Annotated in this window: 14 protein-coding genes; 7 read left to right on the top strand and 7 right to left on the bottom strand. The window is 70.1% G+C overall.

Features of this window, described 5'->3' with window-relative positions; all coding sequences use genetic code 11:
• Positions 1–118: 118 nt before the first annotated feature.
• On the top strand, positions 119–823 hold the full coding sequence (locus tag JQX13_RS02525) for a class I SAM-dependent methyltransferase (RefSeq protein WP_203407489.1): 705 nt from the start codon (positions 119–121) through the stop codon (positions 821–823).
• Between the two features lie 7 nt (positions 824–830).
• Here JQX13_RS02525 and JQX13_RS02520 read toward each other — a convergent pair whose 3' ends face one another.
• The 3 genes from JQX13_RS02520 to JQX13_RS02510 all read right to left on the bottom strand — a co-directional run bounded on the left by JQX13_RS02520 (position 831) and on the right by JQX13_RS02510 (position 5,012).
• Positions 831–2,711: a hypothetical protein gene (locus JQX13_RS02520; protein ID WP_203407488.1), complete on the bottom strand. Its 1,881-nt coding sequence runs from the start codon at positions 2,709–2,711 to the stop codon at positions 831–833.
• Positions 2,712–2,799: 88 nt separating this feature from the next.
• A complete protein-coding gene (locus tag JQX13_RS02515; protein ID WP_203407487.1) occupies positions 2,800–3,492 on the bottom strand; it encodes a response regulator transcription factor in 693 nt (230 codons plus the stop codon).
• The gene (locus JQX13_RS02510) at positions 3,489–5,012 is read right to left on the bottom strand and encodes a sensor histidine kinase (RefSeq protein WP_203407486.1); all 1,524 of its coding nucleotides are present in this window, start codon (positions 5,010–5,012) and stop codon (positions 3,489–3,491) included. Before JQX13_RS02510 ends, JQX13_RS02515 begins: the two co-directional genes overlap by 4 nt.
• 207 nt (positions 5,013–5,219) lie before the next feature.
• On the opposite strand from JQX13_RS02510, the gene JQX13_RS02505 reads away from it, so the two are divergent.
• The gene (locus JQX13_RS02505) at positions 5,220–6,014 is read left to right on the top strand and encodes a DeoR/GlpR family DNA-binding transcription regulator (protein WP_203407485.1); all 795 of its coding nucleotides are present in this window, start codon (positions 5,220–5,222) and stop codon (positions 6,012–6,014) included.
• Between the two features lie 8 nt (positions 6,015–6,022).
• Positions 6,023–7,225, top strand: a complete 1,203-nt coding sequence (locus JQX13_RS02500) for an MFS transporter (protein ID WP_203407484.1) — start codon at positions 6,023–6,025, stop codon at positions 7,223–7,225.
• On the opposite strand, the gene JQX13_RS02495 is transcribed toward JQX13_RS02500, so the two are convergent.
• Positions 7,214–7,831, bottom strand: a complete 618-nt coding sequence (locus tag JQX13_RS02495; RefSeq protein WP_239014491.1) for a hypothetical protein — start codon at positions 7,829–7,831, stop codon at positions 7,214–7,216. The genes JQX13_RS02500 and JQX13_RS02495 overlap by 12 nt on opposite strands.
• 194 nt (positions 7,832–8,025) lie before the next feature.
• Between JQX13_RS02495 and JQX13_RS02490 the strand changes: the two genes are divergently transcribed.
• The gene (locus JQX13_RS02490) at positions 8,026–9,027 is read left to right on the top strand and encodes an NAD(P)H-dependent glycerol-3-phosphate dehydrogenase (protein WP_203407483.1); all 1,002 of its coding nucleotides are present in this window, start codon (positions 8,026–8,028) and stop codon (positions 9,025–9,027) included.
• 22 nt (positions 9,028–9,049) lie between these two features.
• Here JQX13_RS02490 and JQX13_RS02485 read toward each other — a convergent pair whose 3' ends face one another.
• Positions 9,050–9,484: a hypothetical protein gene (locus tag JQX13_RS02485; RefSeq protein WP_239014490.1), complete on the bottom strand. Its 435-nt coding sequence runs from the start codon at positions 9,482–9,484 to the stop codon at positions 9,050–9,052.
• Positions 9,485–9,544: 60 nt separating this feature from the next.
• Positions 9,545–11,275, bottom strand: coding sequence for a GTPase HflX (hflX, locus tag JQX13_RS02480; protein WP_239014489.1), 1,731 nt, complete (start codon positions 11,273–11,275; stop codon positions 9,545–9,547).
• Between the two features lie 170 nt (positions 11,276–11,445).
• Here hflX and proB point away from each other — a divergent pair, with 170 nt between their 5' ends.
• The gene (gene proB, locus JQX13_RS02475; protein WP_239014488.1) at positions 11,446–12,573 is read left to right on the top strand and encodes a glutamate 5-kinase; all 1,128 of its coding nucleotides are present in this window, start codon (positions 11,446–11,448) and stop codon (positions 12,571–12,573) included.
• A gap of 3 nt (positions 12,574–12,576) precedes the next feature.
• Here proB and JQX13_RS02470 read toward each other — a convergent pair whose 3' ends face one another.
• Positions 12,577–13,047 (bottom strand): hypothetical protein, encoded by a 471-nt coding sequence (locus tag JQX13_RS02470; RefSeq protein WP_203407481.1) that lies wholly within the window; start codon positions 13,045–13,047, stop codon positions 12,577–12,579.
• A 309-nt stretch (positions 13,048–13,356) separates the two neighbouring features.
• Between JQX13_RS02470 and JQX13_RS02465 the strand changes: the two genes are divergently transcribed.
• Both JQX13_RS02465 and JQX13_RS02460 read left to right on the top strand, forming a co-directional pair.
• On the top strand, positions 13,357–14,376 hold the full coding sequence (locus JQX13_RS02465; RefSeq protein ID WP_203407480.1) for a helix-turn-helix transcriptional regulator: 1,020 nt from the start codon (positions 13,357–13,359) through the stop codon (positions 14,374–14,376).
• Positions 14,373–15,296 (top strand): helix-turn-helix transcriptional regulator, encoded by a 924-nt coding sequence (locus JQX13_RS02460; protein WP_203407479.1) that lies wholly within the window; start codon positions 14,373–14,375, stop codon positions 15,294–15,296. Before JQX13_RS02465 ends, JQX13_RS02460 begins: the two co-directional genes overlap by 4 nt.
• The last annotated feature ends 9 nt before the right edge of the window (positions 15,297–15,305 follow it).

Below are 15,305 nucleotides of genomic sequence, written 5' to 3'. Positions count from 1 at the left end.
CCCGTCTCGTGGAAGGGCCCATGCGTCGGTTCCCGGACAGCGTTTGGGTAGACCTGTGCCCAGGGGCGGCAGGGTCCTGGCCCCGTTGTGCCTCCAACCGTGTTACTGCGGAAAAGCAATGGCCGGAAACGACACGCGTGGTCGCACGCCGCTCTCTCTCGTCGGGCACGAGCCCGACATCCTCTTCTATACCCGCCAGGCCACCGGGCAGGGCGGGGCCGTGTTGGTGCTGGGCTCGGCCAACGGACGCGTGGCCTGGGCGCTGGCCGAGGCCGGCCTGTCCGTGCTCGGCGTGGACCCGTCCGAGCGGATGGTGCGGGCCGCCGAGGAGCTCCGGGCCTCCGAGACGCCCGAGGTGTCCGGCCGCATGCGCTTCCTGCACGCCGATCCGCGCTCGCTGCGCCTGTCCGAGCGTTTCTCCGTGGTGCTCGCTCCCCAGCACGCCCTGGGGCTGATGGGCTCGCACGAGGACCTCGAGGCCTTCCTGGCCACGGTGCGCCACCACCTGGAGCCCGCGGGCATCTTCGCCTACGACGTGCTCAACCCACCGGCCGAGCCCACGTCCTCGCGAGACGAGGACGAGGACGAGCCCGGTGCCGCGCTCGAGCCGCGCCGGCCGGTATTCGCCTTCCACCTGCGCGAGCGCCGGCAGCCCGGGATGCCGCTGGGCATCCGCCGCCTCAAGCTGAAGCCCTTCTCCGTGGAGGAGCTGGACGGGGCGATGAAGGCCTGTGGGCTGACGCCTCGCGAGCGGTACGGGCGGTTCGACGGCAAGCCGTTCGAGCCCGAGGACTCGCGGCACATCGGCGTGGTGGACGGGTAGGGGCCGCTCAGAACCGGACCGCGGCGCCGAGGAGGAAGGCCGGCGTGGAGAGCGTCCGCTGGTGCGCGGGCTCGCGGAGGGCGTCGAGCTGGCCGCGGGCGAACAGGCGCAAGGTCTCCGTCACGTCCACCTGGCCCTCGGCGTAGGCCCCGAGGTCCGAGGGGGCCGAGAATCCACCGCCCCCGCGGCTCCACCCCAGGCTGATGCCCGCGTTGCCGCCCAGGACGAGTCCGAGCCGGAGCTGCCGGGCGGGAAGCCACTCCGCGCCGGTTTCCGCCGCCAGGGTGGCGACGTGCACGCCATGGAACGCGCTCAGGTCGGAGCGGTGGAGGGCCCCCTTGTAGCCGACCGCGTCCAGTGCCACGGACGCGAACACCCGGAGCCGCTGCCGTTCGCCGAGGCTCGTCCCCATGCTCGCGCGGGCCCCGGCGACGGAGAGCTCGAGGCCCCAGCTCCGGTCCATCATGGTGAACCGGGTGAGCCGCATCGGAGTCCACGCCACCCCGGCGGACAGCGTGTCGCCCGTGTCCGCGTTGTTCATCTCGACGCGCCGTTCCACTGGCGTGAAGCGGAGGTCGGCATGGGGGAGCGGGTCTCCCCGTGGGCCGGGACCCACCGCGAGCCTCCCGTCGAGCGAGGCCCAGAGCTGGTACTCCGGGAGCCGCACGGCATCCCACGTGTCTTCCGGCACCACGACTTCCCGGAGCACGAACCGCGTGCGGAGCAGGGCGCTCCAATCGGAGCCGGAGAAACGGATCCCTCCCACGCCGACCTCGAACCGGGGCTGGAGGATCGGCTCGTCGAAACGCGGGGCCTCGTACCGTGGCGCCGGACTGGCATTCGCCACCAACGCGTCGTCCGGAGCGTTCCCCGCGGCGGTAGCGAAGTCTGGCCGGCTCAGGCCGCAGGCGGCCCAGAGCGAGTAGTCCTCCTGACGAGGAACCTCACCCCGGGCGCTCAACTCCCGGACGTAGCGGACGTTGAAGTCATCCGGTGTTCGCGGGTAACGCGCGTTGCGCCGGTAGTGCTCCAGGAACACGTCACTGTCGAGCCGTGGGCAGTAATCCCGCCGCAGGTTGGCGCGGACCTCGCTCCAGCGTTTCGCCGTGAAGGCGGAGTTGTTGATGCTCTCGTCGAGCCGGGGGGAGACGTACTCGCGCCAGTCGAACGGGCGCCGCAGCCGCCATCCCTCGGGGGTCTTCACGAGCCGTGGGTTCTCGTCCTCGCACAGGCTCCGATAGAAGAGGAACCCCTGGTAGTTGGCCTCGAGATCGGCGAACGAGAAGACCCCCGTGGTCGTCAGGCCGAGGGAGCCTTTCTCCGTGCCCACCCCGTAGCGGATGATCCTCTCGAGCGCCTCGCGTTCGGGGACTCCCGCCCTGCGGTAGGCCTGGTGGCGCTTGTTGTACTTCCACCCCGTCTGGAAGAAGTGGGAGAGCTTGTCGGCGCCCATGTGGACACCGGCGACGTTGAACGTGGCCTTGACCCCGAAGAAGAGGCCCCAGTCCCAGAGGCGCGCGTTGCGGTAGATGGACGCGTTCTCCTGGAACGCGTCGTACTCCGCTTTGAGGGGCGTCCGGTCGATGCGGGGGGTGTTCTCCGCCCAGAGCTCGATTTTATGGAGCCCGATGATGCGGAAGTGCTGGTAGATGCGATGGGCGACGTCCTCGCAGGAGACGCTCTTCCAGTCCTCTGTCCGGTTCACGAGCGCCAGGGCCCCGAGGATGTCGCGGTTGACCTTCTGGTTGAGGATCTCGAGGGAGTCCCTCGGCGGCTTGTCGATCGCGAAGTACTGATCCGTCTCCGTCGCGTGGGCCGCGCCCGTCACGGTCACGGCGGCCCACGTGGCCAGGATGACGGGCCATGTTCTCGAAGGTGCTGAACCCACCCGCAACCCATAAGGATCCTTCGGGCGGGAGCCACCTGGTGAAATGCCGGGACTGTCCGACAGTGGACGTGGCCGCCCGGGGGGCCGCTCAGCGGTCGAAGCGGTAGCCGAGCCCCCGCACGGTGAGGAAGTGCCGGGGTTGCTCGGGGTCCTTCTCCAGCTTGAGCCGGAGCTGGCGCATGAAGTTGTCCACCGTGCGGGCGCTGCCGTCGTAGTCGTAGCCCCAGGCGGCGCTCAGCAGCTCCTCGCGGCTGAAGGTGCGCCCCGGGTGCGCGAGGAAGTGGGCCAGCAGCTTGAACTCCTGCGCCGTCAGCTCCACGGGCTTGTCACCGCGCGACACCGTCTTGGCGTTCAGGTCCACCTGCACGTCGCCGAAGCCCACCGGTGGCGGCGGCCCCGAGGCCGGGTAGCGCCGGCGCAGCACCGCCTTGATGCGCGCCAGCAGCTCCTGCAGTCCGAAGGGCTTCACCACGTAGTCGTCCGCGCCCAGGTTGAGGCCGAGGATCTTGTCCGGCTCCGCTCCCTTGGCGCTGAGCACGACGACGGGGGTGTCCCGGCCGCGCTGGCGCAGCTCCTTGAGCACCTCGAAGCCGTTGAGCTCGGGCAGCATCAGGTCCAACACCAGCAGGTCCGGCGTCTCGTCGAGCGCGCGAGCCAGACCCTGCCGGCCGTCCTGGGCCTGGAGGACCTCGTAGCCCTCGAACTTCAGGTTCATGGAGAGCCCGGTGAGGATGGCCAAGTCGTCCTCCACCACCAGGATGCGTGTTGGCTTGTCGCTCATACCTTGTGCACCGGAAGCTGGATGGTGAAGCGGCTGCCCTTTCCCAGCTCGCTCTTCAGGGTGATGCGTCCGCCGTGAGCCTCCACGATGCGCTTGGCGATGGCCAGTCCCAGTCCGCTGCCTTCCGTCTTTCGCGTGAGCAGGTTGTCCACCCGGTAGAAGCGCTCGAAGATGCGTTTTCTGTCACGCCGTGCGATGCCCATCCCGTGGTCCTCCACCGTGAGGCACACCCAGCGGCGGGCCGACCGGACGGACAGTGCGATGCGCTTGTCCTCCCGGCTGTACTTGTAGGCATTCTGCAGCAGGTTGAGCAGGGCGCCGGCGATGGCGACGCGGTCCACCTGGACCGGGGGCAGGTCCTCGGGCACGTCGACGGTGAGCTGCATGTCGCCCTCCAGGCGCTGGGCCCGGAAGGCGGACACGGCGGTTTCCACCACCACCGGCACGGGCAGCGTTTCCCGGTGGTACTCCTTGCGGCCGCTCTCGATGCGGGACCAGTCCAGCACCCGTTCGACGAGCGTGCTCAACCGCTCCGTCTCCTGGGTGAGCATCTTCAGCACCTCCTGCGTCTGCGCGGGGTCCTTCACGCGGCCCAGGGCGAGCGTCTCGATGAACATGCGGATGGAGGTGACGGGGGTGCGCAGCTCGTGGCTCACCAGGGAGACGAAGTCCGTCTTCATGCGTGAAAGCCGTGCCTCGCGGTACAGCACGCGGCCGGTGTAGACGACGCCGAAGGTGAGGGTGACGTAGAAGAGGCCGAGCAGCACCACGTACAGCAAGCGGTTGCGGTAGGAGGCGCGGGCCACGGGATCCTCGCCCGTGGGCACCACGCCCAGGCGGAAGTCCTGCAGGGGTGGGGGCAGCAGCAGCTCGGCGAGCACGGCGGATCCGAGCGCGTTGGCCCGTGCCTGCGCCACCTCCGACACCAGCTTGCCCATGAGGCCCTCGCCGGTGGACTCATGGCGGGCGACGAGGACGAAGCGGACCGGCTCGGTGGTGGATACCCAGCGCTCGGCCCGCTCGTCGAGCAGGGCCTCCACGGCATCCTGGTCCAGGCGGACGCCGTGCACCACGTCACCCTGGCGCTCGGCGGCGATGAGCGTGGCGCGCCCGCCCACCATGAGGGAGAAGCGCGAGCTGCCGGGCGGGAAGTCCGAGGCGGAGAACTTCACCGCCTCCAGGGCCGCGGCGAGCTCCGTGTCGTTGGTGGTCACCTGCTGGCCCTCGACGCGGAAGGCGGACGGGGTGGACAGCAGCCGCCCGCCGGGGGCCTCCAGCCGGGGCTCGCCGTCCACGAGCTCGAAGCGCGCGGAGCGCAGGAGCACGGGCAGCTCCTCCGCGAGCGACTCCAGCGTGCCCTGCCAGACGGCCTCCAGCCGTTTCTCCACCGCGGCGCGCTCGTTGATGATGGCCACCACTCCGAAGCCCGAGAGCCCGGCCGACGGCAGCACGATCAGGACGATGAGCAGCGCGAAGGTGCGCCGGAAGCTGAGGATGACGGAGGGCTGTGGGTTCGACACGGCCTCCCTCCTTTACCCCCATGGTGGGACGGGTGCTCGACTTCGTTCTCGCGGAGGCTCCGACGGATGCGTGGAGGCGCGCGTTTTCATGCCGGAGGTTGCTGGAAACCTGCATGAAACGGCCTGAAAACGACGAGATTCCCGCGGAAACCCATTGAATCCGGGTGAAAACAGGCATAAACATGCATTCGGAAGGAAGATGAACGCATGAGCACGCAACCTCCCGCTCCCCCAGAAGCGCCAGCGCCGGTCCTGCTCCCCGAGGAGCGGCGGCGCGTCATTCTCGAACAGCTCGGCCTCCGGGGCCGGGTGTTGGCCACGGATTTGTGCCGGATGTTGCAGGTTTCGGAGGACACCATCCGAAGGGATCTGCGGGACCTCGACGAGGCGGGCCTGCTCAAGAGGGTGCATGGGGGAGCGCTGCCGCTCACCCAGGGGTCCGTGGGCCGTGCCTTTGGTGTCCCCCAGGCGGGGAAGCAGGCCATCGCCCGCATCGCGGCCGGGCTGATCCGTCCCGGCCAGGTGGTGTTCCTCGATGGAGGCACCACCCTGCTGGAGGTGACGCGGAGCCTGCCCGCGGACCTGCGCGCCACGATCATCACTCCCAGCCCGGCGGTGGCGGTGGCCCTGGCCGACTACGGGGGGCTCGAGGTCCATCTGGTGGGGGGACGCCTGCACCCTGGCTCCCTGACGGTGGTGGGGGCGGAGACGGTGGAGGCGCTGCGGCGGGTGAGGGCGGATCTCTGCCTGCTGGGCGTGTGCAGCCTGCACGCCGAGGTGGGCATCTCCACCGCGTACGCCGAGGAGGCGACGACCAAGCGCGCCATGCTCGAGAGCGCGGCGGAGACCGTCGCCGTGCTCACCGCGGACAAGCTCGGGACCGTATCGCCCTTCGTGGTGGCCCCCGTCAGCCGGTTGACCACCCTGGTGACGGAGGCCAGCGGTACCGAGGCGCAGCTCGCGCCCTTCCACAAGCTCCCACTCCGGCTCCTGAGCGCATGAACACGAACATGAACACGATGAAGCTTCCCGTGGATGCACGGTTGGCGTGGGTGAGGCGCGTGGCCATCGCCACCATCTTCTTCGTCAACGGCGTCGGCTTCGCGAGCTGGGTCCCGCACATCCCCGCCGTCCAGGCCCGGTTGGGTCTGAGCACCGCGGAGCTCGGTCTGGCGCTGCTCGCCGTCGCGGGCGGGGCCCTGGTGTCCATGCCGCTCACGGGGGGGCTCCTCGCGCGGTGGGGCAGTGGCCGGGTGACGCTCGTCAGCTCCCTGCTCTTCTGCGTGCTGGTGGCCCTGCCGGTGCGCGCGTCCGAGCTGTTCCTGTTCTTGCTGTCGTTGTTTGCCTTTGGCGCGGCCAACGGCGCCATGGACGTGGCGATGAACGCTCACGGGGTGGCCATCGAGCGGTGGATGGGCCGGCCCATCCTCTCCTCGCTGCATGCCCTGTTCAGTCTCGGGGGGCTGGTGGGAGCCGGGTGCTCCATGTTGGTGCTCAAGTCGGGCCTCTCGCCGGCCGCGCACATGGTGGGGGCGGCGGGAGGAGGGCTGCTGCTCGTTGGCGCCGCCGCGCGTTTCCTGGGTCCGGGCTCGGCCGGTATCGCTGGCTCCTCGCCCTTCTTCGTGCTGCCTCGCGGGCCACTGTTGTTGTTGGGGCTCCTGGCCTTCCTCGTCCTGCTCACCGAGGGGGCGGTGGCGGACTGGAGCGCCGTCTACCTGCGCAACGCGCTCAGTGCCGACCCGTACCTGGCGGGAGCGGGCTATGCCGTGTTCTCGCTGACCATGACCACGGGGCGGTTGTTGGGAGATCGCCTGGCCGCGGCCTTCAGTCGTGTGACGCTGTTGCGTGCCGGGGGGCTGCTGGCCGCCGGGGGGTTGGGGGCGGCCCTGCTGCTCCACCATCCCCTCGCCGCGGTGGTCGGGTTTGGCTGCATGGGGCTGGGCCTGGCCAACATCATCCCCTTGATGTTCAGCGCCGCTGGCCGCACACCGGGAGTCCCCTCGGGAATGGCCATCGCCTCCATGTCCACGGCTGGCTATGGCGGCTTCCTGGCCGGCCCGCCGCTCGTCGGCTTCGTGGCGGACGTGGTGGGCCTGCCCCTCGCGCTCGGAATGCTCGTGGCCTTCCTGTCCATCGTCGTGGCCACCGCGGGTTGGGTGGGCGCCTCGAGTCAGGAGGAGGCGGAGCTCGAGGTGGACGCGCTACGCGGGTGACGAGGCCGTGGTGGCCTCAGGGCCATCCGGCGTCGGGAGGAGGGGCGTCCACGGGGGGGATGCTCGGGGGCGGCGGGGCAGGGGCGTGCCGGCCCGCAGGAGGCGCTCGTTGGTGGTGGCGAAGAGCGTCATGCGGGCGATGTCGAGCGCGCGCTCCTTGTCCTTGCCCAGCCACGTGACGACGATGCCGCAGGGCGTGTCGTCGTCCCAGGCGGCGACCTGGAGCATGCCGGGGGCGGGCTCGCGGCGGGCGGCGGCCCTACCCATGGCGGGCACCTCCACGCCACCCGCGCGCAGGGTGGGCTCGAGCAGCGCCCGCACGTCCTCTCCCTCGAAGTGCTTGCGGCAGTCGTAGGCGATGGAGAGGGTGACGTCCTTCTGCTCGGCGGACTGGAAGGTGCAGAGCGGTCCGCAGCTGGGGCAGGGCCGCTCTTCCTTCAGGGTGAAGCCGGGCAGGGACTCGCGCACCTCGAGGGGGACGAGTCCCTCGCAGGTGAGAGCGCTCGGTGGAGGCAACACGCCCGCGTCATTCGTCCCCGCGTTGCGTGAGCGGCACGCGCCGAGCACCAGTGCCAGCACCACTCCCGCGCCCCTGCCTGCCCTCATCCCGGACTTCCTCCTCCAGTGCGCACACCCGTGAGGCGGCGGATGGTAGACCGACCCGGCCCCCGGATGGCCATGAGGAAGTGCGGCTTGCCTGCTGTCCGACGTTGCGTCGCCCGCCCGCTGGGAAACCTCGTTCCGGGGAGGGGGGGGTGGTCTAAGCTGCGCATCCCCCTCGTTCCTGGGAGATTCGCACCATGCGCGCCAGTGTCATCGGCTCCGGCTCCTTCGGTACCGCCCTCGCCAACGTGCTCGCGGTGAACTGCGAGCAGGTGGGCCTGTGGGGGCGGGATGCGGCGCTCGCCGAGGCCATCAACGCCCGCCACGAGAACGCGTCCTACCTTCCCGGCATCCCCATCTCCCCGCGCGTGCGGGCCACGACGAGCCTGCGGGAGACGTTGGAGGGCTCGGAGATGGTGGTGCTGGCCACGCCCAGCCACGCCACGCGCGAGGTGGTGTCCCACGCGCTGCCGTACCTGCCCCGGCACGTGCCCCTCATCACCGTGGCCAAGGGCATCGAGAACGAGACGCTCTTCACCATGACGGAGCTGCTCGAGGACTGCCTGCCGGAGGAGTGCCACCCCTACATCGCCGTGCTCTCCGGCCCCAGCTTCGCCAAGGAGCTGGCCCAGCGCATGCCCACCGTCGTCACCATCGCCTCGCACTGGGAGAAGGTGGCGGTGCGCTGCCAGAAGGCGCTGCAGACGGAGACGTTCCGCTCCTATACGTCCAATGACGTGGTGGGGGTGCAGTTGGGCGGCGCGCTGAAGAACGTCATCGCCATCGCCGCGGGCATCGCCGACGGGCTGGGCATGGGCCACAACGCCCGCGCGGCCATCATCACCCGGGGCCTGGCGGAGATCACCCGCCTGGCGGTGCGCAAGGGCGGCAACCCGCTCACCCTCTCGGGCCTGTCCGGCATGGGGGACCTGGTGCTCACCTGCACCGGCGAGCTCAGCCGCAACCGGCACGTGGGGATGGAGCTGGGCCGGGGCCGCTCGCTGAAGGAGGTCCTCGGTGACATGAAGCAGGTGGCCGAGGGCGTGAAGACGGCGAGGAGCGCGCGCGATCTGTCCCGCAGGTTGGGGGTGGAGCTGCCCATTTGCGACCAGGTGTACGCCATCGCCTACGAGGGCAAGAGCGCCCGCGCCGCGGTGGTGGAGCTGATGACCCGCCAGCCCAAGTCCGAGCTGGTGTGAGGGCGGGCCGGGACGGTGGCGCTCAGTACCGGCCGCCGATGCCCTTCACCCGCCACACGGTCTGGCGCTGCGTGGTGGTGTGCGAGACGAGCACGCCATCCTGCTGCATCTGATCCAACAGCCGCACCAGCTTGCTGCGGTCCAGTCCCGTCGCCGCCGCCAGGTCCGGGGTCTCCAGGCCCGCGGGGTAGCGCCGCAGCTCGTCGACGATGAGCTTCTTGAACTCGGCCTTCACGGCGCCATCCATGTCCTGGGCCTTGGTGGCCTGGAGGATGGCGACCGTCACCAGCGCGAGCACCATCAACCCGAGGACGGGGTAGACGATGTGGCTGTTGCGCTCGAGCAGCTCGAAGTAGTTCGGATCCACCGACGAGGCGGGCTTCTCCAGCTCCCGTCGGAGGCCGGGGATGGGGAGCTGCGCGAGCAGTGGGGGCAGGAATGGGAGGGCGAGCGGCATGAGCACGGCACCGGGACTGTAGAGTGCCCCGGTGCCCGCCCGCAACCCTCCGCCCCGGGGCTACGCCGCCCCGAGGTTCTGCGCGGGCTCCTCGTCGAGCTCCTCGGAGACCAGCCCGAGGTCCGGCGAGGGCTCCTCGGAGACCAGCCCGAGCTCCCGCGAGGCACCCTCGGCGAAGAGGGTGGTGTCCGCCTTGGCCAGCAGGGCGGACAGGCCCTCGCGGCTCGCGGCGCTGATGGCGACGCCGCCGCGGGTGCGCAGCAGCGACTCCACCTCCTCCTGGGTGAGCAGGTCCGCCTTGTTCCACACCATGAGGCGCGGCTTCTGCATCAGGTCCAGCGAGTCGAGGATGCTCTCCACCGCCTCCACCTGCTCGTCGCGCGAGGGGTCGCTCGCGTCCACCACGTGCAGGAGCAGGTCCGCGTCGTACAGCTCCTCCAGCGTGGCGCGGAAGGCGGCCACCAGGTCCTTGGGCAGGTCCCGGATGAAACCCACCGTGTCGGTGATGATGACCTCGCGCTCCTGGGGGAAGCGCAGCCGGCGGCTGGTGGGGTCCAACGTGGCGAACAGCTTGTTCTCCGCGAGCACCTCGGAGCCGGTGATGGCGTTGAGGAGCGTGGACTTGCCCGCGTTGGTGTAGCCCACGATGGAGATGACGGGCAGGTCGCGGCGGTTGCGCTGCGCCCGGCGGACCTCGCGCTCACGGGAGAGCGAGTCGATGCGCTTCTCCAGGTGGTTGATGCGATCGCGCGCGCGGCGGCGGTCGATCTCGAGCTTCGTCTCACCAGGGCCGCGCCCGCCGATGCCACCGGCCAGACGGCTGAGCGAGGTGTCGCTCTGGACGAGCCGTGGCAGGCGGTACTTGAGCTGGGCCAGCTCGACCTGGAGCTTGCCCTCGGCGCTCTGCGCCCGCTGGGCGAAGATGTCGAGGATGAGCTGGCTGCGGTCGATGACCTTGAGGCTCGTGGCCTCACTGATGTGGCGGCCCTGCGAGGGGGTGAGGTCCTTGTCGAAGATGAGGACGTCCGCCATGGCCTGCATGGAGCGCAGGTTGAGGTCCTCCAGCTTGCCGCGGCCGATGAGGTAGCGAGGGTCGGCCTCGCGACGCATCTGCAGCACGCTGTCGATGACCTCGACGCCGGCGGTCCGCGCCAGCTCCTTGAGCTCGGCGAGGCTGGCCTCGGCGTGGGCGCGGTTTCCGTCCAGGCACACGGCCACGAGGATGGCCTTGTCGCGACCGGAGACGGTGCGCGCGGCGGCCTTGCGGTTGAGCTCCTCCTCCAGTGCCTCGAGTGTGTCGAGCACGTCCGGCTGTCCGTCGTGGACGTCGGGAAGCGTGGTGACATTCCAGAAGTGGCCGGTGCCGTTCTCGGGCACGAGGTGCGCGTAGTGGAGCACGCCGGGCAGACCCGTGTGGCCCACGCCCACCGCGGCGACCATGTCCAGGCGCAGCAGCGCGAGGTCCGTCAGGTCGTCCTTGGTGAGGGGTTCGCTCTTGAGGTGGGTGTGCACCAGGCGCAGACCACGCAGACGCACCTGACCGGCGCGGGCGCGGCCGATGTCCGGCAGCTCCAGCTTGTGGGCGTTGCCCACCACCACGTACTCGATTTCGCCCTTGCGGTTGAGGAGGACGCCCACCTGCCGGTTGGTCTCCCTCGACAGCTCCGTGAGGTGACGGGCGAGCTCGGGGGAGACGATCTCATGAGGCGAGACGCGGCGACGGTAGGTGTTGCGCAGCCGGCTCTGCTCGCTTGCCTTGAGTCCGAGGGTGTTTCCGTAGATTTCCTTCAAAAGTGTCCTTCTCCCGCGCGGAGGGAGGGCGCCCGCGCCACGCCGTCATCCTGTCCTTCTTCATCAGGAGGATAGGGTCCTTCCGGTCCGGATTCATCTCCGGGTTCGCCGAATGGCCGACCTCGTACAACACGAGCCCGACGCGCGGACTTCCGGCATACTGACAGCGCGTGAATCTTTCTGGACGAGACGCGGTGCGCGCCGCTCGGCGCGTGGTGGTGAAGATCGGGACCAACGCCCTCACGAACGCCACGGGGCGCTTCAACCGGGCCCACTTCGAGGCGCTGGGCGAGGATCTGCTGTGGGCGGCCCAGGGCCGGGAGCTGGTGGTGGTGTCCAGCGGCGCCATCGCCCTGGGAGTCGAGCGGCTGGGGTTGCCCGCGCGTCCCAAGGACATCCCTGGCAAGCAGGCATGCGCCGCGGTGGGCCAGAGCCGCCTCATGCAGGCGTACGAGGAGGCCTTCGGCAAGGCGGACCGGCGGGTGGCCCAGGTGCTCCTCACCCATGGCGACGTGCAGGATCGCCGTCGCTACCTGAACGTGAAGCACGCGCTGGAGCGCCTCATCGAGTCGAACGTGGTGCCCGTCATCAACGAGAACGACACCGTCTCCGTGGACGAGCTCAAGTTCGGTGACAATGACACCCTGGCCGCCCTGGTCGCCGGTGTGGTGGAGGCCGACGCGCTCATCGTCCTCTCCGACGTGGAGGGCCTCTTCACCGCGGATCCCCGGAAGGATCCGAACGCCCGGCTGCTCTCCCAGGTGGACGCCGTCACCCCGGAGCTGCTCGCCCTGGCCGGTGGCTCCGGCTCCCAGGTGGGCACGGGGGGCATGTCCACCAAGATTCGCGCCGCCGCCCGCGTCACCGAGCTCGGCATCCGCTGCGTCATCACCTCCGGCGCCGTGCCCGGCCGTCTCCGTTCCGTGCTGTCGGGCGAGCCCGTGGGGAGCCTCTTCGAGACCTCCGGCACCCGGCGCAGCGCGCGCATGGCGTGGATCGCCCATGCCCTCAAGCCCAAGGGGCGCCTCATCGTGGATGGGGGCGCGCGCGAGGCCGTCGTCGTCGGCAAGCGCAGCCTGCTGCCCTCGGGCATCCGCGCCGTGGAGGGGGACTTCGGACGGGGTGACCCGGTGGACCTCGTGGACGCGCAGGGGCAGGTGTTCGCCCGCGGGTTGAGCGCCTATGAGGATGGGGAGCTGCGGCGCATCGCCGGCCTCAAGAGCGCCGATATCGAGTCCGTGCTCGGGTACCGGTACCTCGACGAGGCCGTGCACCGCGATGATCTGGCGGTGTTGTGATGCTCAGATGGGACGGCCGGAGCCGCCCACCGCGGGATCTTCCGTCAGATCCATCAGCGCCCTGAACTCGGGCGAGTCCACCTTCATCAGCAGGAGCGAGACCTCCAGCTCACCCGGCCAGCGGCCGAGCTGGACCTTGCCCTCCTGGCCATGCAGCAGCGCCAGCTCCGAGTGTCCCTTGATCTCCGGCAGCATCAGGTCCAGCTCCAGGCGGAACGTCTCGCCCTCGGCCGTGGGGGTGAGCACCAGCCGGTAGTCGGGCTCACGGGCGCCGGGCTTGCGACGCTCGGCGCGTACCGTGCGGCCCGTCTCTCCCAGCAGCTTGGGCTGGGCCACCAGCCGCCCCTCGCGCCGTACCTCCAGCGCGAAGTACAGCGGCTCGGCCTGGGCCTCCTTGGGCAGCGACGCCACGCAGGCCAGTCCCACCAGCGCGAGCCCGAGCCATGCCTTCTTGATGAGGGTGGAGCGCGTCATGTGGGTCCTCGCAGGGCATACCGCCAGACGAGCCCGCCCCGGCCAGGCGCGCACGTCGCAGATTCATAGGAATATCCCAGTTGAGCCCCGTTCGCGAGCCCGGTTACGGCGAACGCTCGCTCGCCATCCGGAGGTCGGTTTCACTCATCCACGAACACACCTGCTCGGCCGTTCAGCAAAAAGCTGTTCAGGTGCCTGTCCGCCGGGTAGATCCACGATGGCACGGACCGAGAGCGGGCATCCGCCTGTTGTCATGGTCCGTTGCCTTGACCCGACCTGACGCTTTTGCGCATTGTCGAAGACCTTCAGATGGACCGGACCGAACGCCTCCTCGACCTCGTGGCTCTGTTCCTGGACGCTCGGGAACCCATCTCCTGGGCGGAACTGCGCGAGCACTTCCCCCACGACTACATGGGCATTTCCGACGACGCCGCCGAACGCAAGTTCGAGCGGGACAAGGCGGAACTGCTGGAGCTGGGTTTCCCCCTCACCTACATCCAGGGCGATGACGAACGGCGGGACGGCTACGTCGTCGACCGCGACGCCTACTACCTGCCCGAGGTGGACCTCACCAAGGAGGAGCTGGCCGTCCTCTACGCCGCGGGCAGCGCCGCGCTGACCTCCGGGGCCTTCCCCGGCCGGGACGACCTGTCACACGCCCTGCGGAAGATCGGCTTCTTCGCCGGCAACGCGCTGCCCACCCCGCGTGTGCGCATGGAGCTGGGCACCGAGCAGGGGAGCCCGCAGCTCGCCGCGCACCTGGAGCAGCTCTGGGAGGCGTGCGCCTCCCACAAGTGGGTACAGATGTCCTATGCCTCGCCCAAGCGCGCGGATCTCACCGAGCGTAAGGTGGACCCGTACGGGCTCGCGCTGCGCAGGGGCATCTGGACGTTGGTGGGCTACTGCCACCTGCGCCAGGGGGTTCGCACCTTCCACGTGCACCGCATCCGCTCGCTCAAGGCGAACACGGCCCGGCCGCGCTCTCCGGACTTCGAGGTCCCCGAGGGCTTCTCCTTCGACGACTACGTCGCCACCTATCCCTGGCAGCACCGCTTCCACGCACGCATGGACGTGCGCCTGCGCCTCACCGGGGAACTGATGGGTCGCGCGGCCTCGCTCTTCCCGGGCGCGAGCGTGGCTCCGGCCGCGGACGAGGCGGGTGTCCTCGTGGAACTGCCGGTGACGTTCCTGGATGGCCTGTTGCGCTTCTGCATGCAGCTCGGGCCGGACTGCCGCGTGGAATCCCCCGAGGACGCCCGTGAGCGGGTGAAGGCCATGGCCGCGCGCATCCTCGAGAAGCACGCGGCGCATGGGGAGGTGGCGGCATGAGTGTCCACGAGCGTTTGCGCCGCCTGCTGTTCCTCGTCCCCTTCGTCTCCTCGCGCCCTGGTATCTCCGTGCAGGAGCTGGCGAGCGCCCTCAACGTCAGCCGGGAGCACCTGCTGGAGGATCTGGATCTGCTCGCCTGCGTGGGCCGGCCTCCCTTCAACCCGGACGACTACATCGACATCTACGTCGAGAACGAGCGCGTCTACGTCGATCTCGACCAGCGCCTGTCCGCGCCGCCCCGGCTGACGGTGGGCGAGGCCTCGGCCCTGGCCGCCTCGGCGGAGCTGCTGCGTCCTGCGGCGGGTGATGCGCTGCGCAGCGCGGTGGAGAAGCTGGAGCGCGTGCTGCCTCCGGGCGCGGGCGAGCGCTTCCGCGAGATGTACCGGAAGATCGACGCCGCGGTGGATGCCCCGCAGGCCCTGGGACCGCTCACCCGCGCCATCCACGAGCGGCGTGAGGTGACGTTCGACTATGCCACCCCCGGCCGGGGCGCCCCCGAGTCGCGCCGGGTCCGGCCGCACGAGCTGCTCAGCCACCGGGGCCAGTGGTACCTCCAGGCGTGGTGCCTCAACCGCCAGGACGATCGGCTCTTCCGGGTGGACCGGATGCAGACCCTGGCCCTCACCGACGCCACCTTCCAGCCCCGGGAGGACGCTCGCGCCGAGGTGCCCAACCCCGCCCGGACCAATGCCGCCGTCCGGGTGCGCTTCTCCCGGCTCGTGGCGCCCTACGTCCGGGAGCGCTTCGGCGAGGACGCCCGCCTGCTCGCGGATGGGGGCGTCGAGGTGCGGGTCGCGGGAGACAACGAGCGCTGGTTGACGCAGTGGGTGCTATCGTTCGGCGGAGAGGCCGAGGTGCTCGAGCCTGCCTCGGCCCGTGCGGCCGTGGCCCGTGCGGCGAAGGCCGCTCTAGGAGTCTGAGGGTTTTCC

Source organism: Archangium violaceum (assembly GCF_016859125.1).
Lineage (GTDB): Bacteria > Myxococcota > Myxococcia > Myxococcales > Myxococcaceae > Archangium > Archangium violaceum_A.
The sequence above is the reverse complement of the archived record's forward strand: the minus strand, read 5'-3'. Positions and strand labels throughout refer to the sequence as shown.

What these genes read in the sequence shown, in the direction of transcription:
- JQX13_RS02525 (WP_203407489.1), top strand. Translation starts at nt 119, where the DNA reads ATGGCCGGAAACGACACGCGTGGTCGCACGCCGCTCTCTCTCGTCGGG.
- JQX13_RS02470 (WP_203407481.1), bottom strand. Translation starts at nt 13,047, where the DNA reads ATGACGCGCTCCACCCTCATCAAGAAGGCATGGCTCGGGCTCGCGCTG.
- JQX13_RS02490 (WP_203407483.1), top strand. Translation starts at nt 8,026, where the DNA reads ATGCGCGCCAGTGTCATCGGCTCCGGCTCCTTCGGTACCGCCCTCGCC.
- JQX13_RS02515 (WP_203407487.1), bottom strand. Translation starts at nt 3,492, where the DNA reads ATGAGCGACAAGCCAACACGCATCCTGGTGGTGGAGGACGACTTGGCC.
- JQX13_RS02495 (WP_239014491.1), bottom strand. Translation starts at nt 7,831, where the DNA reads ATGAGGGCAGGCAGGGGCGCGGGAGTGGTGCTGGCACTGGTGCTCGGC.
- JQX13_RS02505 (WP_203407485.1), top strand. Translation starts at nt 5,220, where the DNA reads ATGAGCACGCAACCTCCCGCTCCCCCAGAAGCGCCAGCGCCGGTCCTG.
- JQX13_RS02485 (WP_239014490.1), bottom strand. Translation starts at nt 9,484, where the DNA reads ATGCCGCTCGCCCTCCCATTCCTGCCCCCACTGCTCGCGCAGCTCCCC.
- JQX13_RS02460 (WP_203407479.1), top strand. Translation starts at nt 14,373, where the DNA reads ATGAGTGTCCACGAGCGTTTGCGCCGCCTGCTGTTCCTCGTCCCCTTC.
- JQX13_RS02500 (WP_203407484.1), top strand. Translation starts at nt 6,023, where the DNA reads ATGAACACGATGAAGCTTCCCGTGGATGCACGGTTGGCGTGGGTGAGG.
- JQX13_RS02465 (WP_203407480.1), top strand. Translation starts at nt 13,357, where the DNA reads ATGGACCGGACCGAACGCCTCCTCGACCTCGTGGCTCTGTTCCTGGAC.